The following is a 21,445-nucleotide window of genomic DNA, read 5'->3' on the forward strand; positions in this document are numbered from 1 at the left end:
GTGACAGGCGCGCCCGCCTTTGCCCGCCAAAAACCCGCGGCCCAACACAAATCAGGCCGCCAGCCCCAACCGCACCGTACGCGCCAGATCGTCGAGCTGGAAAGGCTTGCGCAGAATCGTGCAGCGTTTCACTGCCAGGCCTGAAATGTCCACGTCGGCGTAACCGGTTGCCAGAATCACCGGCAGATCCTCACGCATCTTGCGCGCCTCGGCGATCACGTCGATGCCGTTCATCCCCGGCATCGCGAAGTCGACCATCAGCAGATCCGGCTTGTCGTCTTTCAGGCGGTTAAGGCCCGACTGGCCGTCCGCTGCCTCGGTCACCGTGTAGCCGAGCATTCTCAGCGACTCGACCAGCATTGCCCGCACCTCGCCGTCGTCCTCGACGACCAGCACGCGCTTTTCGCCGACCGCGTTCGCCTCGGCGTCGGACGCCGCTTCGGCTTGCGGCGCGACCGGTTCGCGCAACGGCAGCCAGATTTCGACAGTGGTGCCCGCGCCTTCCTCGCTGAAAAGGCGCGCGGTGCCGCCCGCCTGCCGCGCGATTCCGTAGACCTGGCTCAAACCGAGGCCCGTGCCCTTGCCGATCGGCTTGGTCGTGAAAAACGGGTCGAACACGCGCGACACTACGTCGGGCGGCACCCCCGTACCGGTGTCGGCGACTTCGAGCACGACGTACTGGCCGTCCGCAAGTGTCTGATCGGGCGCGGTGCGCTCCTTCACGCGGATGCCGAGCTGACCGCCGCCCGGCATCGCGTCGCGTGCGTTGATCGCCAGATTGAGGATCGCCAGTTCGAGCTGGTTGGCGTCGGCCTGGGTCCACATTTCGTCAGCGTCGAATTCGTTGGCGTAGCGAATGCTCGACCCCAGCGACACCGTGATGATGTCGCGCATGCCTTGCAGCAGCGCCACCACGTTGACCGCTTTCAGATCGAGATTGCTATTGCGCGAGAACGTCAGCAACTGGCCGGTAAGCTTCGCGCCGCGTTCGGTCGCGCGCTTGACGGTGGCGGCCATGCCGCGAATCCGCTCATCGCTGCTGACCCGCGCGATCAACTCCGAGTTGACCATGATCACGTTCAGCAGGTTGTTGAAGTCGTGCGCGATGCCGCCGGTGAGCTGCCCAAGCGCTTCCATCTTCTGCGACTGCACCAGCACCGCCTGCACCTTGGCGCGCTCGTGAATCTCCATCATCAGACGGTTGTTCGCGGATGCGAGTTCGTGCGTGCGTTCGGCAATACGGCTTTCGAGCGAATCGTTCAGCTGCACCAGCGCCTCTTGCGCCTCGATCCGCTCCGCGAGATGGCGGCGCGACTGGTACTGCCGCGCGCGCGCCCGCAGCGACGACGCCACCGCGCGCCGCAGCGTCTCCGAATTCAGCGGACGTTCGAGCACGACCACGTTGCCGAGCTGTTCGAGCACGTCGAGTCCGCTCGCCGAACGATGCCCGAGCCGCGACGCGGCGAGCAGGATGAACGGAAAATCGGACCATGCCGGCTGCTGCCTGAGCCACGCGAACAGACGCGACGCATGATTGCCCGCAAGCGCTTCCTCGGCGATCAGCGCGGCACCCGCACCGACGTCGAGCGCCTCGGAAAGCGCGTCGGCGTCGCGGCAGGTCACGCAGATCCGCGAGTCCTTTTGCAGCACTTCGGCAATCACATCGGCGTCGCGGCCGAACGGCGCCAGGATGAGGACGCGTTGCTCCATCGCCATTACTGCCGGACCGTTTCGATGACACGCTCCGTCGCGCCGAGCAGCGCGGTGCTGCCGCGATACGAAGGCAGTCCGGACAGCACGCCTTCGAAGTCGCGCAACGCTTCGCCGACCTCCACGCCCCGCACGCCCAGACGGAACTGGCGGATCGAGCGCTCGTGCGCATTGGCGCGGCTTTTCACGGCGGTGACGGCGGTCAGCACTTCGCCGTGGTGTTCGAAGTAGCGGAACAGCACGACCACGTCGCTGAGGTAACTGATGTCGATATCGTTCTGCACTTCGCCGATGATGCCGTGCTGCCCCAGCACGAGCATCGTGATCACGCCTTGCTGGTTCAGATAGCCGAGCAGTTCATGCATCTGCAGTAGCAGGTAGCGCTCGCCGGGCATCGCCTGCAGATAGGCGTTGAGACTGTCGATCGCGACGTAGCGCACGTTGTCTTTCTCAACCGCGGTGCGCACGTTGCTCGCAAACTCGCCCGGCGAAATCTCGGCGGGATCGATCTGGCGCAGCGTCAGCAAGCCGCTTTCGACGTGCGGCGCGAGCTGCATGCCGAGTGTCGAGCAGCGGATCATCAGTGTGGTGAGCGTTTCGTCGAACACGTAGTAAGCGCAGCGTTCGCCGCGTTCGAGCGCGGCGATCAGGCAGGACACCACGGTGGTCGTCTTGCCGACCCCCGACGGGCCGATCATCAGCGCGTTGGTGCCCGGAATCAGGCCGCCGCCAAGCAGCGCATCGAGTCCGTCGGTGCCGGTGCTGACGACTTGCGTGTCGAACTCGGCGTGATGCTCCGCCGCCACCAGGCGCGGATAGACATTGATGCCGCCCGTGTCGAGCGTGAAGTCGTGGTAGCCCTCGCGGAACTTGATGCCGCGCATCTTCGCGATGCGCGCGCGGCGCCGGTTGCCGCCGTAATCGTGGGCGATGTTGTCGAGGCTGATGACACCATGCGCGATGCTGTGCAACTGCACGTCGCCGGGCTCGGACGAGTTGTCGTCGAGCAGCAGGACCGTGCATTCGCGGGTCGCGAAATAGCGCTTGAGCGCGAGAATCTGCCGGCGATACCGCAACGGATTCTGCGACAGCAGCCGCAATTCCGACAGGCTGTCCAGCACGATCCGCGTGGGCTTGAGGTCGTCGACCTGCTTGATCACGTTGCGCACGGTCTCGCCGAGTTCGACCTCGGCCGGATGCAGCACGGTCTGCTCGTATTGCGGATCGAGGCCTTCGTCCGAAAGCAGTTCGAGAATCGTGAAGCGGCTGACGTCCCAGCCATGACTTTCGCCGACCGCGATCAACTCGGAGCGTGTCTCCGACAGCGTGATATAGAGGCCGCGCTGTCCTTCCTCGACACCTTTAAGTAAGAATTGCAACGCGAGGGTAGTTTTGCCGGTGCCGGGCGCCCCTTCCACGAGGTACATGCGACGAGGTGTCAGGCCCCCGCCCAGAATGTTATCGATCCCGTCGATTCCGGAGGAAAGGCGGCCGGTCGTACCAGCGGCAGGTTTGTTTGACATGGCGTAGCGGTCTGCGTCGTATTGGAATGGCGGGCGTTTGCCCGTCCGGTACGGCGAGATTGCAATTTACGTGCCATTCAATTGCGAACGCGCTCCTGAACTAACTGGATAAACCGCGTCGCCGCGCTGTTGTGCAGCGCTTCGGGGTAAGCGAGATGCAGCGGCGCGCTCAACCCGGACGGGTTGGTCAGCGTGCAATACACGGTGCCGAGCTGGTCGTAACGTTGCATCGACGCGGGCACCAGCGTCACGCCCATGCCCGTCGCGACGAGGTTGATACCCGACACCATGCGCGGCACCTCGCGCGCGACTCGCGGGACGAACCCCGCCTGCCGGCACGCGGCGAGGATATCCGCGTACATGCCTGGCGCGCCGGGGCGTCTCACGAGAATGAAATCTTCGTGCGCGAGCGCCTTCAGCGAAACTTGCGGCGGCTTCCTGCCGTCTTTCCCGCGGCCTTTGAGCAGCGGATGCCCGACCGGCAGCACGACGACCATCGGTTCGTCGAGCAACAGTTCGAACGCGACGCCCTCGCGCACATCGACCGGTTTGCGCAGAAACGCCGCCTGAATCTGGCCCGCCGCGAGGCGCTCGATAATCTCCGCCGCGTTGAGTTCGGCGAGTTCCACCGACACCTCGGGATACACGGCCCGGAACTCGCGGATCGTCTCGGTCGTGAACGGATGGAACGCAGCAGAACTGGTCAACCCGATAGAGATCGTGCCGAGCTCGCCGCGCGCGATCCGGCTGGCTTTGTCCACCGAGGCTTGAAGGTTTTGCAGCAGACGTTGTGCGTCGTCCGCGAATGCGTGGCCTGCCGGTGTGAGCGTCACGCCGCGCGGCATGCGGATAAACAGCTCGAAGCCGATCTCTTCTTCCAGCGCGCGGATCTGTTGCGAAAGCGGCGGCTGTTGCATCGACAGCCGTTCGGCGGCGCGCGTGAACTGGCCTTCTTCGGCGACCGTCAGAAAGTAGCGCAGATGGCGCAGTTCCATGGTGTTCCGTCTCCTTGCTGGCAGTGGCCGTCGTCCGTTTCGACGCGACTCAATGCCATATCTAATAAATATGGACAGTGCATAAAACAGGTATTTTACATTTGCCAGCGGCGCTCCTACGATCTCGTCCATCGCATCGATCCAGCCCTTCCAGGGGGGGCGCTGAGACATGCGAAGAACAAAACGAAATGGAGACGACCTCGGTGAAAAAACAATACGCAGCGGCCGCGCTGGCCATGGTGAGTTGTGCAGGCGCGCACGCGCAGTCGTCGGTGACGTTGTACGGCGTAATCGACACCAACCTCGAATTTCTCAACCATGCGGGCGCGGACGGCGGTTCGCTGGTGCGTCAGAATTCCGGCGGCCTGAGCAATTCGCGCTTCGGCTTCCGGGGCGACGAAGACCTCGGCGGCGGCAATCGCGCGTTCTTCATTCTCGAAGGGGGATTCAACGGCAACGACGGCACCAATGCGAGCGCCGGCGTGCTGTTCAACCGGACGGCGGCGGTCGGGTTGGCGAATGCGTACGGCGCGGTGTCGGCGGGTTTGCAGTACACGGCCATGTACGACACGCTGATCAAATACGATCCGATGGTGTTCGGCCAGCAATACACGTGGATGCCGAGCACCGGCCTGTCGGACAGCTTTTCGTTCAAGGCGCGGGTGAACAATTCGGTCAAGTACGTAGGCCACTTCGGCGGATTGACGGCGACCGGCGTCTACAGTTTCGGCGGCTCGGCGGATTCGTTTCAGAGCAGTGCCGCGTATGGCGGCGCGCTCGACTACAACATCGGCAGCTTCGCGGCGGCGCTCGCGTACGACTACCGCAACGGCGCGATCAATTCGAGCAACCTGTGGACCAAATCGCGCAACTGGAGCGCGTCGGCTCGCGAGCAGATCGGCGACGCGACGCTGATGGGCGGCTACGAGCACTATCTGTATAACCCGACTAAAGGCAAGTCGGTGTCGTCGGCATTGTGGTTTGGCGGCGTGCGTTATCTGGTCAAGCCGGAACTGCGCGTGACGTTGGCCGCTTACTACCAGAGCAACAAGGCGGACAACGTGTCGAACGCGCTGATGGGCGTGCTGGGCGCGGACTATATTCTGTCGAAACGAACCGACGTCTACGCGACCGTCGCCTACGCTGCGGCCACCCGTTATGCCGATGGTCAGTACACGCCGGTCGGCGTGACGAGCGACACCGCGTTCGGTCCGGATCAGACCGGCGTGACGCTCGGCATCCGGCATCGTTTCTAACTTTCGTTTCCATAAACGGATTCGGCGACGCGCTGCGTTTAACCCACTGCACGGTGATCAGGAGTCAGGCTGGATGATTATCAATTTCTCTCGATATCTCGCGCGACTGTGCGCGGCTGCTTCGGCGAGCAGCGCGATGCTGCTGTCGTTCGCGCAGCCTGCACTTGCGGTGCATGCGTACGAGCCGCATCTGAAGCCGGTGGCGACGATCGCGGACACGCGCTTCACGCTCGACACGCCGCAAGGGCACGCCGAATTTCCGTTGTATCTGTCGAAAGACTGGAGCGTCGCGCAGCCGCAGATCACGCGCGCGGTGATCGTGATTCACGGCAAGTTGCGCAATGCGGACGTGTATTTCCGCACCGCGCAGAAGGCCCGCGACGCGGCGCATGCGGACCCCGACGCGACGTTGCTGATCGCGCCGCAATTTCTCGCCACGCTCGATCTGCGCATTCACGACGAGCCCGCCGATCTGCTGCGCTGGAGCGGCAACGGCTGGATGGGCGGCGAAGCGGCGCAAGCGCCTGTGTCGATCAGTTCGTACGACGTGCTCGACGCGATCGTCACGCGTCTCGCCGATCGGAAGCTGTTCCCGAATCTGCGGCACGTCGTGTTCGCCGGACACTCGGGCGGCGCGCAGGTCGTGCAGCGCTACGCGGTCGCCGCACGCAACATCGCCGCGCTGACCGATGAGGGCATCGACGTGCGTTATGTGGTGGCGAGCCCGTCCACGTATGCGTATTTCGATGCGCAGCGGCCCAACGCGCAAGGCGTCGCCGCGCCGTTCGATGCAGCACAGTGCCCCGATTTCAATCAATGGAAATACGGCATGGACCAGCGGCCGCCTTATCTCGACGACCGCTCGCCTGCGCAACTCGAAGCGGCCTATGCCGCGCGCCGGATCGATTATCTGGTCGGCGGCGACGATGACGATCCGCAGCAAAGCGCGCTCGATAAAACCTGTGCCGCCGAGGCGCAAGGGCCGCAGCGCGTCGCGCGTGCCGAAGCGTATTACCGTTATATCCGCGCGCGTCATACGGATCATCTGCAACAGAGTTTTCATATCGTGCCGGGCGTCGGCCACAACGGCGCGCGGATGCTGACGTCGGTCTGCGCGCTCGCGGCGATGTTCGATACCCAAGGATGCGAGCCATGAGCGAAGCGACTTTCCATCGACGCGAAGGCGCAAGCTCCGCCAACGACCACACGCCAAACGCTTTGAGTCCGGCGATGGTGCGGCGCGCGATCTTCGCGTCAGTGCTCGGCAACGGGCTCGAGTGGTTCGACTTTCTGATCTACGGCTACTTCGCGAAGATCATCGCGCAGGTGTTCTTTCCTGGCGGCAACGGCTTCGTGTCGATCATGCTGACGCTGGCCACGTTCGCGGTCGGCTTCATCGTGCGGCCGATCGGCGGCATTCTGCTCGGCATTTACGCGGATCGCGCCGGGCGTCGCAAGGCACTCTCGCTGCTGATCATCTCGATGGCCGCCAGCACGCTGCTGATGGGCCTCACGCCCGGTTACGCGCACATCGGTATCGCGGCGCCGTTGCTGGTAGTGCTCGCGCGGCTGCTGCAAGGGCTGTCGGTCGGCGGACAGTTCGCGACCGCGTCGGCGATGCTGGTCGAGTACGCCCCGCCGCACAAGAAGATGTTCTATGGCAGCTTCAACATGTCGGCGCAGGCGTTTGCGTTGCTGCTGTCGTCGGGCGTCGGCTACCTGCTGACCACGCAATTGACGCATGAACAACTGGTGTCGTGGGGATGGCGTCTGCCGTTTCTGTTCGGCGCGCTGGCGGGGCCGTTCGGGTTTTATATCCGGCATCGCGTGGCGGAGTCGCCGGAATTCGAACGCCTGCGCGATAGCAAGGACAAGCCGCCGCGCGTCACCGTCCGGCAGTTTTTCCGCGACAACGGCGATGCGGCGATCTGCGCGATGGGCGTGATCATCGTCGGCGCGGCGACGAATTACGTGTGGCACTCGTATCTGTCGGTGTATGTCGAGCGGCAATTGCATTTGCCGTTATCCACCGCGCTGCTCGGCGCGTTCGTGTCGGGCGTGCTGAATCTGTTCCTGTTCCCGCTGTCGGGCAAGCTTGCCGACCGCTACGGCGCTTACCGTCTGTTCTATCCAATCGTGATTGCGTGGATGGTCTGCGTGTATCCGCTGTATCAGTTCGTCGTGACGAATCCGACGCCGGGGCATCTGTTCATCGCGCAACTCGTCGCCACAGTGTTTCTCGCGGCGATGTCCGGCTCGCATCCCGGCATGCTCGCGACGCTGTTCCCGGTGCGCAGCCGCTCGGCGGGCGTGGCGCTGTCGTACAACATCGCGGTGACGCTGTTCGGCGGCATGGCGCCGCTCACCATCACCGGTCTGACGCGCGTGACCGGCAGCAGTCTCACGCCCGCGTTCTACCTGATTTTTGCCGGCTTCGTTTCGCTTGCGATGGTGTACTTCACGCGCTCGGGACGCGAGCCGCGCGGCACGGCGGCGCGACCCGCCGCTCATTAGCACGGTGGCGCGCGGCGCCCCCTGGCAGATTAACCACGAGCTCATTGCATGACCCAGCCTTTGATTACAGACGACGAGCGCGCGCCCAATGAACGTCCGGTGGCGGTCGTCGCGAACCGGCATCTGACTGTCACGACCGATGCGGGCAGCGGCACCGTGCCGGTGTTCGCGAACGGCGACTGGCTTCTCCCCGCGCGCGGCATCGAACGCGCGGTGATTCTGATTCACGGCCGCCTGCGCAATGCCGATACGTATTTCGACCTCGCACAGCGGGCCTGCGCGCTGGCGGGCGGCAGCGCCGCCGATACGCTGCTGATCGTGCCGCAGTTTCTCGCGACCGCCGATGTGGCCGCGCATGAGGTCCCGCCATCCACGTTGCATTGGGAGTGGACCAGCTGGATGGGCGGTGGCGAGGCCGAAGGTCCGGCGCCGCTCAGTTCGTTCGACGTGCTCGATGCCATCGTGCAGACGCTCGCTTCGGACGACCGCTTTGCATCGCTGACCGAGGTCGTGATCGCGGGGCATTCGGGCGGCGCGCAGGTGGTGCATCGCTATGCGGTGGTGGCGCGCGAGCAGGCGTCGCTGGCCGCGCGGGGTGTCGGGTTGCGGTATGTGGTCGCGAATCCGTCGTCGTATGTGTATTTCGATGCAATGCGTCCGACGGCATCCGGCGAGTTCGCTGCGTTCGATGCGGCTCGGTGTCCGTCGTTCAATCGCTGGAAATATGGGCTCGAAGATTTGCCCGCTTACACGCGTGGCGAAGATGGCGCGGCATCCGCCGACGGGCTCGAAGCACGCTATGCGCGCTCCGATGTCACCGTGCTGCTGGGCGGCGCGGATTGCGATCCGCAGCATCCCGCGCTCGACCGCTCATGTGCGGCGATGACCCAAGGCACGAACCGGCTTGAGCGTGGGCTCGCGTACGCGCGGTATATGGCGTTGCGGCATCCGCAAGGATTGGCGACCCACCGGACGTTCGTGATCGATGGCGTCGGGCACGATGCGAACGGGATGTTTGCTTCTGAGCAGGGGCTGGCGGCGGTATTTGGCGTCTGACGGTGTTCGCGATGAGCCTTGGCGATCACGTCGGTCGGGCCAGCATGGGCACAAAGCCTGCTACCGCAGCAGTGACCACGCGGATCGATGTTGATGATCCGCACGCCACCGTCCGAGGAGCGTGTCGACATGAACAAAACCCGAATACTCGCCACCGCGCTTGCCGCTGCATCGCTAGGTGCGCTGTTGCCCTGCAGCGCACAGGCCGACGATGCCCCCAGCCCGTGCGCGTCGCTCAAACGAATCGTGGCGGCGGCGCCGGGCGGCCTGGCTTCAATGACACCCGAGGATGGCAAAGGCATCGCGCAACCCTACGGCGACGATGCCCAATGTGCTGCGAGCCCAGGCAGCTACCAGTGCACGTGGACGCCGCATCACGACGCCGGTTCGAATGCCGCCGCGTTGCAGGCGGTCGCAGCCGACATCGCGTCGTGTCTGCCCGAAGCGACTCACGATCAGAATTCACCGGGACGCCAGCACTTTTATGTCGGCGATAAAGGCAAGCGGACCGGCATCACGCTGACGCCCACGGGTTCGAACAAACTGCGGCTGGTGGTATCGGGTCAGTGACCGGCGGGCTAGTTAATGAGTAGCTGCGGTGTCCCGATAAATTGAAGTTGAACGGCGGCGACAGTCAGCTTGCCGACGGCCGCCATGTCCAGCCGCGCGACGAGCGCCGCAATTCGACCAGCGACAGCGGCGCGATTTCAATCCGCGCAAATATCTCGGGCGATGCCCCCAGCGCATGCACAATCGCGGCCCGCAGCAGCGGGGCATGCGTGACAGCAACGACATGGCGCGGATGGTTCGATGCGTGGTCCGCAGTCGTAGGGTTCAACGCGTCGAGCCACGCTCCCACCCGCTTCACGAGCGCAGCGAACGACTCGCCTCCGGGCGGCGCGGCGTCGGGATCGCGTGTCCATGCGGCGAGTTCCTGGGGCGCTTCGTTGGCTATGTCGATGAGCCGCTGGCCACGCCATCTGCCGTAATTTATATCCGCCAGAGCTTCGTCGACCGTCGCGGCCAGTCCGAGTGCTGAGGCCGTTTCGCGCGCGCAAACCGCCGGGCTGACGAACGCGGCGGCATCGCCGGAAAAGGCCATACGCGCCCGCACAGCTTCCGTTTCGCCGATGCTACGGGCGTCGAGCGCGTCGTCGTCGATGGGAAAGCGGCCTGCGCGCTGCGCGGCCGTCGACGCGTGGCTGACCAGTAACAGTCGTAGGTCCATTCTTTTCATTTCCGTTCAAACGATGCCGAAACGCGGCGCGGACGGCACGTCCAGGGTCGCGGAGGCCCGAGTTTAGCGCGTAGAATAGCGGGACTGCGAAGCACGGAAGCCGGTGAGAGCCCGGCGCGGTCGCGCCACTGTAATCGGCATCGCAAGCCGAAAGCCAGACCTGAGCTTCGCACCATTCCTTTGCAATCGACTTTCGGGGCGCGCTACCCCCAGGAGATGTCACTATGAACGACACCGTTTTCAATTCCGCGACCCAGCCCGTTGCGCAACCCACGCCTATCCCGTTGCGTGAGTTGCTGCCTTGGGTCGTATTCGGCGGCTTGCTGTTATTGCTCGCGATTTACTTCGTTGGTGCAGAAGAAGGTGCCACGTCGCTGGTGCCCGGCATGTACGTGCATGAATTCGTGCACGACGGTCGCCATCTGCTCGGCTTTCCCTGCCACTAACGGAGCCGGACATGGTTGGTAAATTGTTGGTACGCGGGATGCTCGCCGGCATCGCCGCGGGACTGCTCACGTTCGGCTTCGCGCGACTGGTAGGCGAGCCGCAGGTCGATCAGGCCATTTCGTTCGAAGAAAAGGCAGACGCCGCCAAAGGCGAAGCGCCCGAGCCTGAACTCGTGAGCCGCGAGACCCAGGCGGGCCTCGGATTGCTGACCGGCGTGGTGACGTTCGGCGCGGCGGTCGGCGGTCTGTTCTCGCTGGTGTTCGCGTATGCGTACGGACGTGTCGGCGTGCTGGGCGTGCGCGCGTTGTCCGCGTGGCTCGCGCTGGCGGCGTTCATTGCGCTGGTGATCGTACCCAATATCAAGTACCCGGCTAATCCGCCATCGGTAGGCGACCCCGAGACGATCGGGATGCGCACGGGCCTGTTCTTTCTGATGATCGCGATCTCGATCGCCGCGATGGTGTTCTCGCTGAAGGTGCGACGCCGCGCGGTGCTGAAGCTGGGCGCGTGGAACGGCTCGATTGTCGCGGGACTGGTGTTTATCGTGATCATCGCGGCAGTGCAACTGTCGATGCCGGTCATCAACGAAGTGCCGGCGGCTTTCCCGGCGGTGCTGCTGTGGAAGTTCCGGGTGGCCGCGATCGGCATGCAGGTCATCATGTGGACGACGATCGGGCTGCTGTTCGGCGCGCTGGTCGAGCGCAGCGATTTCGCACGGCTGAATGTGCGTGGCGTGGCGAAGTCGGCTTGAGGCTGGCCTGGCACTGGGGCGCTTGTCGGTACTTCTGGCGCTCCGGTGCTTACGGCGCGACTGTGTAAGCGGTCGCGCCAGGTGCGCAAGGCTCGACTCTGGTTTGGTATCAAGGACTTGGCCCGGTTGTGGATAGGTTATCCACAGGCTTGCGAACATTTTCTGTGGACAAGTTCGCCGGGTTTCTCGTGTTGGCCGGTAGCTGTTCCTGTATTCGTCTCCGTAGTTGCCGCGAGTTGCCGCGATAAGCACGCAGACGCGGCAACTCGCCCTCGTCTCACACCCCTTTTCCCCGCAACGCCCAGTTGAACATGCGTCGCGCTTTCCCGGTAGGCTGCGTCAACCGGTCGAACAGTTGCGCGACCGCGCCATCCAGTTGAGCCAGCGCCGGTGATTTTGCCGGATCGACCTCGATCCCCACTGCAGCCGACGCACGCTCGTTCGTTGCATCACGCGCCGAACCGCTCGGCTGTCCGTTGTATCGGGCGATCAGCGAGTCCAGTCGCGCCACGATCGATTCGACATGGGCCGCGCTGATATCCGCCGCATTGAGCGCCGCCGCTTCCTCGTTAGACGGCATCCCGCGCCGCGCCGGATCGCTCAACACCCGCGCCCAATGCAGGCAGCACAGCAGCGAACCCGTGGCTAGTTCGACATCGGGATTCCACGTCACTACACGCTGGGTTTGCAGCGGCTTTAATGCAATCCGAAGATCGTGCCAGCCACGATCCAGCCGGCGCATGGCAGCACGCGTTTCAGACGCGCTCACGCTAGCAGCACCAGCACCAGCACCAGCACCAGCACCCGCACCCGCACCCGCCGCAAGCCGGACCACCTCGCGCAGCGCTCCGAGCACAGCGCCCAGCCGAACCTCGACATGACGGGTGGCCGAAAGCGGCATCATCAGAATGGCGACGGCGAACGACACGATGCAGCCCACCAGCACTTCCTCGATCCGCAATTCGACCAGCGGTCCCATGGCGAAACCCAGTTCGCCGTAGACCAACCCCACGAGCACGGTAATGAAGAACACCCCCGGCGCGTAAGCGCTGAGGATGAAGTACGCCCAACCGAACACGCAGAGCACCATCGCAGCTACTAATAGTGTCGGCGAGTCGTGCAGCGGCGCGACCAGCATGACGCTGACCAGCGCGCCAGCCAGCGTGCCGACCAGACGCTGCGCGCCGCGATAGACCGTATCGGCGCGAGATCGCGTACCGAGAAACACGACGAATGTCGTGATGACGGCCCAGAACCAGCGCTCGGGGGAGAGCGAATGGCCGATCAGCATCGCCAGAAACGCCGCAGTCGTGGCGCGTGTGGCAGGCAACCAGCAGAGTTTGGCGCGCATGTCGGCGAGGCGTCGGGAGAACGGCGAAGCGATCGCGTTGTTGCTGGCCGGCACAAACGAAGCGTGCCGATGCGTCAGTTCCCTGAGCCGCGTCATCGCGTGACGAAGCATGTCGGCTGTGGTCGGGGCGTTGTGCCCGGCGGCGTGGCTCGACGCGAAGGCATGCTGCCCGGCCGCCACTTCGACTTCGACAATCCGCTCGCGAACCGTGCCCGCGTCGGATGGGTTGAGCAACGCGAGCTGCTCCTCCAGCGACAGCGCGGCTTCGTTCAACGCGGAGAGATTGGCGGCGGCTGGCGTATGGAGCACACGCGACGCACGCAGCGTCAGCGTGTGAATGGCGAGCCGGAACGTGGCAGCAGGACGCAGCGGCAAGACCACGCGGCCGATCAGCGCGACCATCAACGGGCCGAAGGCGGAAAACATCAGCGATTGCGTGAGATGCGCGATCGACGGATGCAGATACAGGCCGAGGTAGAAACACACGACGCCCAGCATCGCGCAACCCAGCGCACGCGGGCCGCAGGCCTGGCAAAGCATGCCGATGAACATCACGAGCAGAAAGCCCGCATCGGCGGCCAACGGGTAGCGACTCAGCACGGCCGCGACGGCGAAGCACGCGCAAGCGCACAGATAGAGGTAGGTGAGTGTGGCGAACCAGGCGGAGCGCCGGGCGTCGCGCAGGAACAGCGGCGCGACCATCGCGAACAGGACGCCGGGCGCAGCGAGGATGACGGGTTGGCGATGGGCGACGGTCCACGCGATGCTCGCCACGCCAGTCAGCAGGCAGGCAAGCGCGACGCGCAGCGCGGTGTGGAGGCGCACGAGTCCGGGGTCCGCGGCTAGCAGACGGTCGGCGACGCGCGAAAACGCGGCAGCAATCATGATCGATGATGTCCAGGCTAAGTGGCCGCCATCGGCTTTTGGCCGATCGCGGCAGGGCGGATCACGCGGGACCCGCCACCTTTGTATCGCCGGATTGGACCCTCGTGCCGGGATCACCGGCTGAAAGCCCCGTCCGACGACGGGCGATAACCTCGAACAAGCACGCCGGACGCGCTGCAAAGGGTGGGGCAGCACATCGGCAGGTTCGGGTTTTCCCGGATGATAGCTTGTCAAAATTGAGGCGGCGAATATTTGGGGACCGTGGTGCTCTTTGGCTCCTGGTTCGCGGCGCGCGGATTGGTTGCGGACTGCGGTGGACAAATAGCAGTTGCGTGTGGGAGCGGCGGCGATCTCTACACATATAGACGGCGCGAGCGCCCTGAGTTACCTGCCATCGTTCGACCGGGCTCGTGACGAGGCTGACGTTCATTCTCGGTCGGCCACGTGTCCATGTCCCGATGCTCGGGATGTCGTTACGGATGTGCTGTCGTTTTAGGCACGCTATAACAGCGCATCTCAAATTGAGTCGGATGACTAACTAATTTGCAATTGGTGCGAAAGTGCCTATTTTTATAGCGCTCTTATTTTTTAGAAAATAATTGCACAAGAGGGTTGACGGGGTTCGGTCTGATCGCCATAATCTCGTTTCTCTGCTGCAGACGCAGCGACGCAGAACGAAGCGGTGCCGGGTGGTTGAAGTGGGCGCAGTTTTGTGAGCGGATCGATCTTTAAAAATTAACAGCCGATAAGTGTGGGCGCTTGATACGCGATGCGAGTGGATCCTTCGGGGTCTGCTGCAAAGCAAAAGCATCAAGTCTCACACAGTAATGAAAGGAAGGTTTTTCTGTCCTCGGACAGATGAATCATTCGTCAGTACGTTGAGTGAGCGACCGGTTCTTAACGGAACCGAAAAACAGTAACAGGTTTGAACTGAAGAGTTTGATCCTGGCTCAGATTGAACGCTGGCGGCATGCCTTACACATGCAAGTCGAACGGCAGCACGGGGGCAACCCTGGTGGCGAGTGGCGAACGGGTGAGTAATACATCGGAACGTGTCCTGTAGTGGGGGATAGCCCGGCGAAAGCCGGATTAATACCGCATACGCTCTACGGAGGAAAGGGGGGGATCTTAGGACCTCTCGCTACAGGGGCGGCCGATGGCAGATTAGCTAGTTGGTGGGGTAAAGGCCTACCAAGGCGACGATCTGTAGCTGGTCTGAGAGGACGACCAGCCACACTGGGACTGAGACACGGCCCAGACTCCTACGGGAGGCAGCAGTGGGGAATTTTGGACAATGGGCGCAAGCCTGATCCAGCAATGCCGCGTGTGTGAAGAAGGCCTTCGGGTTGTAAAGCACTTTTGTCCGGAAAGAAAACTTCCTGGTTAATACCCGGGGAGGATGACGGTACCGGAAGAATAAGCACCGGCTAACTACGTGCCAGCAGCCGCGGTAATACGTAGGGTGCAAGCGTTAATCGGAATTACTGGGCGTAAAGCGTGCGCAGGCGGTTCGCTAAGACAGATGTGAAATCCCCGGGCTTAACCTGGGAACTGCATTTGTGACTGGCGGGCTAGAGTATGGCAGAGGGGGGTAGAATTCCACGTGTAGCAGTGAAATGCGTAGAGATGTGGAGGAATACCGATGGCGAAGGCAGCCCCCTGGGCCAATACTGACGCTCATGCACGAAAGCGTGGGGAGCAAACAGGATTAGATACCCTGGTAGTCCACGCCCTAAACGATGTCAACTAGTTGTCGGGTCTTCATTGACTTGGTAACGTAGCTAACGCGTGAAGTTGACCGCCTGGGGAGTACGGTCGCAAGATTAAAACTCAAAGGAATTGACGGGGACCCGCACAAGCGGTGGATGATGTGGATTAATTCGATGCAACGCGAAAAACCTTACCTACCCTTGACATGTATGGAATCCTGCTGAGAGGTGGGAGTGCCCGAAAGGGAGCCATAACACAGGTGCTGCATGGCTGTCGTCAGCTCGTGTCGTGAGATGTTGGGTTAAGTCCCGCAACGAGCGCAACCCTTGTCCCTAGTTGCTACGCAAGAGCACTCTAGGGAGACTGCCGGTGACAAACCGGAGGAAGGTGGGGATGACGTCAAGTCCTCATGGCCCTTATGGGTAGGGCTTCACACGTCATACAATGGTCGGAACAGAGGGTCGCCAACCCGCGAGGGGGAGCCAATCCCAGAAAACCGATCGTAGTCCGGATCGCACTCTGCAACTCGAGTGCGTGAAGCTGGAATCGCTAGTAATCGCGGATCAGCATGCCGCGGTGAATACGTTCCCGGGTCTTGTACACACCGCCCGTCACACCATGGGAGTGGGTTTCACCAGAAGTAGGTAGCCTAACCGCAAGGAGGGCGCTTACCACGGTGGGATTCATGACTGGGGTGAAGTCGTAACAAGGTAGCCGTATCGGAAGGTGCGGCTGGATCACCTCCTTTCTCGAGCTAACGCATCAAGTGTTGAGCGCTCACGCTTATCGGCTGTAAATCAAGACAGACTCAGGGGTCTGTAGCTCAGTCGGTTAGAGCACCGTCTTGATAAGGCGGGGGTCGATGGTTCGAATCCATCCAGACCCACCACTGTTTCTGCGGTGGCTGCACTAATCGATAAAAAACCTCTGTGATATCTGTATGACTGGGGGATTAGCTCAGCTGGGAGAGCACCTGCTTTGCAAGCAGGGGGTCGTCGGTTCGATCCCGTCATCCTCCACCAATCTTCAATGCCTAGTGTTCTGTGAATGCGCAGAACGTTATGCATTGGCGATTGAGCCAGTCAGTAGGGATACGCGGTTATAGCAATCGCGATATCGGCTGTCGTTCTTTAACAATCAGGAAGAAGTAGTAAAGAGATTCACGAAAGCATACTTAGAGATGGGTGTGTGAGTAGGTGGATCAGGGTTGTGATTGTATCAATGTATGAAAAGGTGATCGAAAGATTGCCTTGGAATACGGCGCAACACGAATACTCAACCTGTAGCGAGTGTGAGAAAACGCGGTCTTCCCAGTGAAGACGGCGGGAGACACACCCGTTATAGGGTCAAGCGAACAAGTGCATGTGGTGGATGCCTTGGCGATCACAGGCGATGAAGGACGCGGTAGCCTGCGAAAAGCGGGGGGGAGCTGGCAAACGAGCTTTGATCCCCCGATATCCGAATGGGGAAACCCACTCCTAATGGAGTATCCATAGCTGAATACATAGGCTATGAGAAGCGAACGCGGTGAACTGAAACATCTAAGTAACCGCAGGAAAAGAAATCAACCGAGATTCCCAGAGTAGTGGCGAGCGAAATGGGACCAGCCTGTACTCTTTATCTTCATTGTTAGTCGAAGGCTCTGGAAAGTGCCGCCATAGCAGGTGATAGCCCTGTAGACGAAAGCAGCGAGGAAGAACTAGGTGTACGACAAGTAGGGCGGGACACGTGAAATCCTGTCTGAAGATGGGGGGACCATCCTCCAAGGCTAAATACTCGTGATCGACCGATAGTGAACCAGTACCGTGAGGGAAAGGCGAAAAGAACCCCGGGAGGGGAGTGAAATAGATCCTGAAACCGCATGCATACAAACAGTAGGAGCCTCGCAAGGGGTGACTGCGTACCTTTTGTATAATGGGTCAGCGACTTACATTCAGTGGCAAGCTTAACCGATTAGGGCAGGCGTAGCGAAAGCGAGTCCGAACAGGGCGATTCAGTCGCTGGGTGTAGACCCGAAACCAGGTGATCTATCCATGGCCAGGATGAAGGTGCGGTAACACGTACTGGAGGTCCGAACCCACTAACGTTGAAAAGTTAGGGGATGAGCTGTGGATAGGGGTGAAAGGCTAAACAAACCTGGAAATAGCTGGTTCTCTCCGAAAACTATTTAGGTAGTGCCTCGTGTATCACCTTCGGGGGTAGAGCACTGTCATGGTTGTGGGGTCCATTGCGGATTACTACGCCATAGCAAACTCCGAATACCGAAGAGTGCAATCACGGGAGACAGACATCGGGTGCTAACGTCCGGTGTCAAGAGGGAAACAACCCAGACCGCCAGCTAAGGTCCCCAAATATTGCTAAGTGGGAAACGAAGTGGGAAGGCTAAAACAGTCAGGAGGTTGGCTTAGAAGCAGCCATCCTTTAAAGAAAGCGTAATAGCTCACTGATCGAGTCGTCCTGCGCGGAAGATGTAACGGGGCTAAGCAATATACCGAAGCTGCGGATGCACATTTATGTGCATGGTAGGAGAGCGTTCCGTAAGCCTGCGAAGGTGCATTGAAAAGTGTGCTGGAGGTATCGGAAGTGCGAATGCTGACATGAGTAGCGATAAAGGGGGTGAAAAGCCCCCTCGCCGTAAGCCCAAGGTTTCCTACGCAACGTTCATCGGCGTAGGGTGAGTCGGCCCCTAAGGCGAGGCAGAAATGCGTAGCTGATGGGAAGCAGGTTAATATTCCTGCACCATTGTTAAATGCGATGGGGGGACGGATCGCGGAAGGTTGTCCGGGTGTTGGAAGTCCCGGTCCTTGCATTGGAGAAGGCGCTTAGGCAAATCCGGGCGCGGAATTCAAGGGTGTGAGGCCATTCACTTAGGTGAAGAAGCAATCGGAAGTGGTTCCAAGAAAAGCCTCTAAGCTTCAGTTTAACAAGACCGTACCGCAAACCGACACAGGTGGGCGAGATGAGTATTCTAAGGCGCTTGAGAGAACTCGGGAGAAGGAACTCGGCAAATTGGTACCGTAACTTCGGGATAAGGTACGCCCCTGTAGCTTGATGCCCCTGCGGGCAAAGGGTGAAGGGGTTGCAATAAACTGGTGGCTGCGACTGTTTAATAAAAACACAGCACTCTGCAAACACGAAAGTGGACGTATAGGGTGTGACGCCTGCCCGGTGCCGGAAGATTAAATGATGGGGTGCAAGCTCTTGATTGAAGTCCCGGTAAACGGCGGCCGTAACTATAACGGTCCTAAGGTAGCGAAATTCCTTGTCGGGTAAGTTCCGACCTGCACGAATGGCGTAACGATGGCCACACTGTCTCCTCCCGAGACTCAGCGAAGTTGAAGTGTTTGTGATGATGCAATCTCCCCGCGGCTAGACGGAAAGACCCCATGAACCTTTACTGTAGCTTTGCATTGGACTTTGAACCGATCTGTGTAGGATAGGTGGGAGGCTATGAAGCGTGGACGCCAGTCTGCGTGGAGCCAACCTTGAAATACCACCCTGGTTTGTTTGAGGTTCTAACCTTGACCCGTTATCCGGGTCGGGGACAGTGCATGGTAGGCAGTTTGACTGGGGCGGTCTCCTCCCAAAGTGTAACGGAGGAGTACGAAGGTACGCTAGGTACGGTCGGAAATCGTGCTGATAGTGCAATGGCATAAGCGTGCTTAACTGCGAGACCGACAAGTCGAGCAGGTGCGAAAGCAGGTCATAGTGATCCGGTGGTTCTGTATGGAAGGGCCATCGCTCAACGGATAAAAGGTACTCTGGGGATAACAGGCTGATACCGCCCAAGAGTTCATATCGACGGCGGTGTTTGGCACCTCGATGTCGGCTCATCTCATCCTGGGGCTGTAGCCGGTCCCAAGGGTATGGCTGTTCGCCATTTAAAGAGGTACGTGAGCTGGGTTTAAAACGTCGTGAGACAGTTTGGTCCCTATCTGCCGTGGGCGCTGGATATTTGAAGGGGGCTGCTCCTAGTACGAGAGGACCGGAGTGGACGAACCTCTGGTGTACCGGTTGTCACGCCAGTGGCATCGCCGGGTAGCTATGTTCGGAAGAGATAACCGCTGAAAGCATCTAAGCGGGAAACTCGCCTTAAGATGAGATATCCCCGGGGCTTTAAGCCCCTTGAAGGGTCGTTCAAGACCAGGACGTTGATAGGTCAGGTGTGGAAGCGCAGTAATGCGTTAAGCTAACTGATACTAATTGCCCGTAAGGCTTGATCCTATAACAGGTGTGTCTTGCTCCCGCAAAGGGACACGAGACGCACGGTTGAGATCAGTGTTGTGCCAGAAACAGCACAACCCCAAAAGCTTCTCTGGTGAGCATCACCAGAAACTACTTCTTCCAGATTGGTTGTGTTGCCCCAAAGGCGACACGACAACAAGTCATGCCTGATGACCATAGCGAGTCGGTACCACCCCTTCCCATCCCGAACAGGACCGTGAAACGACTCCACGCCGATGATAGTGCGGATTGCCCGTGTGAAAGTAGGTAATCGTCAGGCTCCCCAGCAGTATCAGAAACCCCACCCCGCAAAGGTGGGGTTTCTGCGTTTACAGGCCAGGTTCTGATAACTCCGATTGCTACGGCAGTTGTAGCGCAAGCGAGCAGGAATAACCGAGCGCTTCGCAGTGGCCGCGAGTGCCCTCAGCCATCCGATGCTGACGTCGGCAGATTTAAGCGCCAGACGTTGATCTATTTGGCGCGCCAGATCTATTTGAAAAAGCGATGTGTAGACGGATGAAATTACTCTCCGCTCGCCGTTTGTGCGTCGGTTAACCGCCGAAATGTGCAGAGAAACGCGGCATCATCGTTTGCGCGCGTGCTAAAAAGCGATGAGCAAATAGACCCACTTTCGCCAGTCACAATTTCAGGCAAGCTGGAATCCCAATTGCTGCAGTCAATCCGCGAGCAAAAGCAGCAAATCTCCCTTCCCGAAGTACTCTAAAAACCTTCGTCGGGAATAGAAAGTCCGAGTTCATCAAGAACTTCGCGCGCACTTCGAAACGCTTCCACCGCCGCGGGCGCGCCTGCGTAGATCGCGCTATGCAGCAGTACCTCGCGAATCTCGACGACGCTAGCGCCATTGTTAATCGCGCCACGTACGTGTCCCTTGAGCTCCGTGCTCTTACCAAGCGCCGCGAGCATCGCACACGTGCACAGACTGCGCGTCTTCAGATCAATACCCTCCCGAAGCCAGGTACTGCCCCACGCATGTTCGTTGAGCCACTCTTGCAGCGGTCGATTGAACGCGTCCAGTCCATTCATCGCGCGATCAACGAAGGGCGCTCCCATCACCTGAGTACGACGCGCTTTGCCCGCGCTCTGTTCCTGATCGCTCATGCTGTTCTCCCGAGACAATGTGACGAAACGAAGTGACGTACCGCATCGAATCTTAGTGTAGTGTGAGCCGGACAATACTCAGAAGCCGAGCTCGTCGACTGAGTACAGCGCGCCCTTATCTCACCCTTCCTCTCCGCAAGGTGAATCCATGCCCAGCAATCGTTTGTCGCTAATCTTCGCTGCCGTCGCCGGGTCGTTGCTGGCAGCATGCACGACAACATCGTCATCACCCGTCGCTGCTTCCATCGATCCACCTCAAGCCGAACGCGTGATGAGCCTGGCGGCATCCGGCGTGCAAACGTACTCATGCGAGTTCGACACTCAGCATCGCCTGGGATGGGTATTCAAAAGCCCGCAAGCAATCCTGTTCGACACAAGCGGGCATGCGGCCGTCCGCCATGGTGCGGGGCCGTCCTGGGAAGCGGAAGACGGAAGCCGGATTCAGGGGCGCGTACTCGCACAGCAGCCCAGCGCCACCCCGGCAAGCATCCCGCAGCTCCTGCTGGAGACGCATAGCACGGCCGGCAGCGGCACGCTTTCAGCGATCCGCTATGTCCAGCGCGTGCATACGGTCGGCGGGCTGACGCCTTCGGCTTCATGTTCGACGGAACACCAAACCGGAAGCTCGCCTTATCTCGCCGACTACATTTTCTACCGATAACGGAAT

Annotated in this window: 14 protein-coding genes, 2 tRNA genes, 3 rRNA genes and 1 riboswitch; of the genes, 13 read left to right on the plus strand and 6 right to left on the minus strand. The window is 60.8% G+C overall.

Translation table 11 applies throughout. The annotated features are described in order from the left end of the window. Positions 1-51 precede the first annotated feature (51 nt). The 3 genes from BLS41_RS17255 to BLS41_RS17265 form a co-directional block, all read right to left on the minus strand. Positions 52-1,710 carry an ATP-binding protein gene (locus BLS41_RS17255; protein ID WP_074771003.1) on the minus strand — a complete coding sequence of 553 codons (1,659 nt, stop codon included), beginning with the start codon at positions 1,708-1,710 and terminating at the stop codon, positions 52-54. A 5-nt stretch (positions 1,711-1,715) separates the two neighbouring features. Continuing rightward, the gene (locus BLS41_RS17260) at positions 1,716-3,233 is read right to left on the minus strand and encodes an ATPase domain-containing protein (RefSeq protein ID WP_074766986.1); all 1,518 of its coding nucleotides are present in this window, start codon (positions 3,231-3,233) and stop codon (positions 1,716-1,718) included. A 77-nt stretch (positions 3,234-3,310) separates the two neighbouring features. Then, positions 3,311-4,228, minus strand: coding sequence for a LysR family transcriptional regulator (locus tag BLS41_RS17265; RefSeq protein ID WP_074766988.1), 918 nt, complete (start codon positions 4,226-4,228; stop codon positions 3,311-3,313). Between the two features lie 203 nt (positions 4,229-4,431). Here BLS41_RS17265 and BLS41_RS17270 point away from each other — a divergent pair, with 203 nt between their 5' ends. The 5 genes from BLS41_RS17270 to BLS41_RS17290 all read left to right on the plus strand — a co-directional run bounded on the left by BLS41_RS17270 (position 4,432) and on the right by BLS41_RS17290 (position 9,624). Next, entirely contained in the window at positions 4,432-5,484 is a 1,053-nt protein-coding gene (locus tag BLS41_RS17270; protein WP_074771004.1) for a porin, read from the plus strand. Positions 5,485-5,557: 73 nt separating this feature from the next. Then, the gene (locus BLS41_RS17275) at positions 5,558-6,640 is read left to right on the plus strand and encodes a hypothetical protein (protein WP_074766989.1); all 1,083 of its coding nucleotides are present in this window, start codon (positions 5,558-5,560) and stop codon (positions 6,638-6,640) included. 74 nt (positions 6,641-6,714) lie between these two features. Beyond that, positions 6,715-7,998, plus strand: a complete 1,284-nt coding sequence (locus BLS41_RS17280) for an MFS transporter (protein ID WP_436972040.1) — start codon at positions 6,715-6,717, stop codon at positions 7,996-7,998. A gap of 48 nt (positions 7,999-8,046) precedes the next feature. Continuing rightward, on the plus strand, positions 8,047-9,054 hold the full coding sequence (locus tag BLS41_RS17285; protein WP_074766993.1) for a hypothetical protein: 1,008 nt from the start codon (positions 8,047-8,049) through the stop codon (positions 9,052-9,054). Positions 9,055-9,183: 129 nt separating this feature from the next. Continuing rightward, positions 9,184-9,624: a hypothetical protein gene (locus BLS41_RS17290; protein ID WP_074771005.1), complete on the plus strand. Its 441-nt coding sequence runs from the start codon at positions 9,184-9,186 to the stop codon at positions 9,622-9,624. Between the two features lie 64 nt (positions 9,625-9,688). On the opposite strand, the gene BLS41_RS17295 is transcribed toward BLS41_RS17290, so the two are convergent. After that, entirely contained in the window at positions 9,689-10,282 is a 594-nt protein-coding gene (locus tag BLS41_RS17295) for a histidine phosphatase family protein (protein ID WP_074766994.1), read from the minus strand. Positions 10,283-10,376: 94 nt separating this feature from the next. Next, positions 10,377-10,463, plus strand: a riboswitch (adenosylcobalamin (AdoCbl) riboswitch). 52 nt (positions 10,464-10,515) lie between these two features. On the opposite strand from BLS41_RS17295, the gene BLS41_RS17300 reads away from it, so the two are divergent. Next, a complete protein-coding gene (locus BLS41_RS17300; protein ID WP_074766996.1) occupies positions 10,516-10,737 on the plus strand; it encodes a CbtB domain-containing protein in 222 nt (73 codons plus the stop codon). A gap of 11 nt (positions 10,738-10,748) precedes the next feature. After that, positions 10,749-11,489: a CbtA family protein gene (locus BLS41_RS17305; RefSeq protein ID WP_074766998.1), complete on the plus strand. Its 741-nt coding sequence runs from the start codon at positions 10,749-10,751 to the stop codon at positions 11,487-11,489. A 277-nt stretch (positions 11,490-11,766) separates the two neighbouring features. Here BLS41_RS17305 and BLS41_RS17310 read toward each other — a convergent pair whose 3' ends face one another. Further along, positions 11,767-13,725, minus strand: a complete 1,959-nt coding sequence (locus tag BLS41_RS17310; RefSeq protein WP_074766999.1) for an FUSC family protein — start codon at positions 13,723-13,725, stop codon at positions 11,767-11,769. 927 nt (positions 13,726-14,652) lie between these two features. Between BLS41_RS17310 and BLS41_RS17315 the strand changes: the two genes are divergently transcribed. The 5 genes from BLS41_RS17315 (at position 14,653) to rrf (ending at position 19,939) form a co-directional block, all read left to right on the plus strand. After that, positions 14,653-16,183: ribosomal RNA gene (locus BLS41_RS17315) — 16S ribosomal RNA — on the plus strand. Between the two features lie 64 nt (positions 16,184-16,247). Beyond that, a tRNA-Ile gene (locus BLS41_RS17320) sits at positions 16,248-16,324 on the plus strand. Positions 16,325-16,381: 57 nt separating this feature from the next. Beyond that, positions 16,382-16,457, plus strand: a tRNA-Ala gene (locus tag BLS41_RS17325). Between the two features lie 322 nt (positions 16,458-16,779). Then, positions 16,780-19,659: ribosomal RNA gene (locus BLS41_RS17330) — 23S ribosomal RNA — on the plus strand. Positions 19,660-19,825: 166 nt separating this feature from the next. Continuing rightward, positions 19,826-19,939: ribosomal RNA gene (rrf, locus tag BLS41_RS17335) — 5S ribosomal RNA — on the plus strand. Together the 16S, 23S and 5S rRNA genes with 2 tRNA genes alongside form the textbook arrangement of a ribosomal RNA operon. Before the next feature lie 440 nt (positions 19,940-20,379). Here rrf and BLS41_RS17340 read toward each other — a convergent pair. Then, positions 20,380-20,778, minus strand: a complete 399-nt coding sequence (locus BLS41_RS17340) for a carboxymuconolactone decarboxylase family protein (RefSeq protein ID WP_074767001.1) — start codon at positions 20,776-20,778, stop codon at positions 20,380-20,382. 148 nt (positions 20,779-20,926) lie between these two features. Here BLS41_RS17340 and BLS41_RS17345 point away from each other — a divergent pair, with 148 nt between their 5' ends. Beyond that, positions 20,927-21,439 carry a DUF3455 domain-containing protein gene (locus tag BLS41_RS17345; RefSeq protein WP_074767003.1) on the plus strand — a complete coding sequence of 171 codons (513 nt, stop codon included), beginning with the start codon at positions 20,927-20,929 and terminating at the stop codon, positions 21,437-21,439. Positions 21,440-21,445 lie beyond the last annotated feature (6 nt).

The sequence above is a fragment of the Paraburkholderia fungorum genome (assembly GCF_900099835.1).
Classification (GTDB): Bacteria; Pseudomonadota; Gammaproteobacteria; order Burkholderiales; family Burkholderiaceae; genus Paraburkholderia; species Paraburkholderia fungorum_A.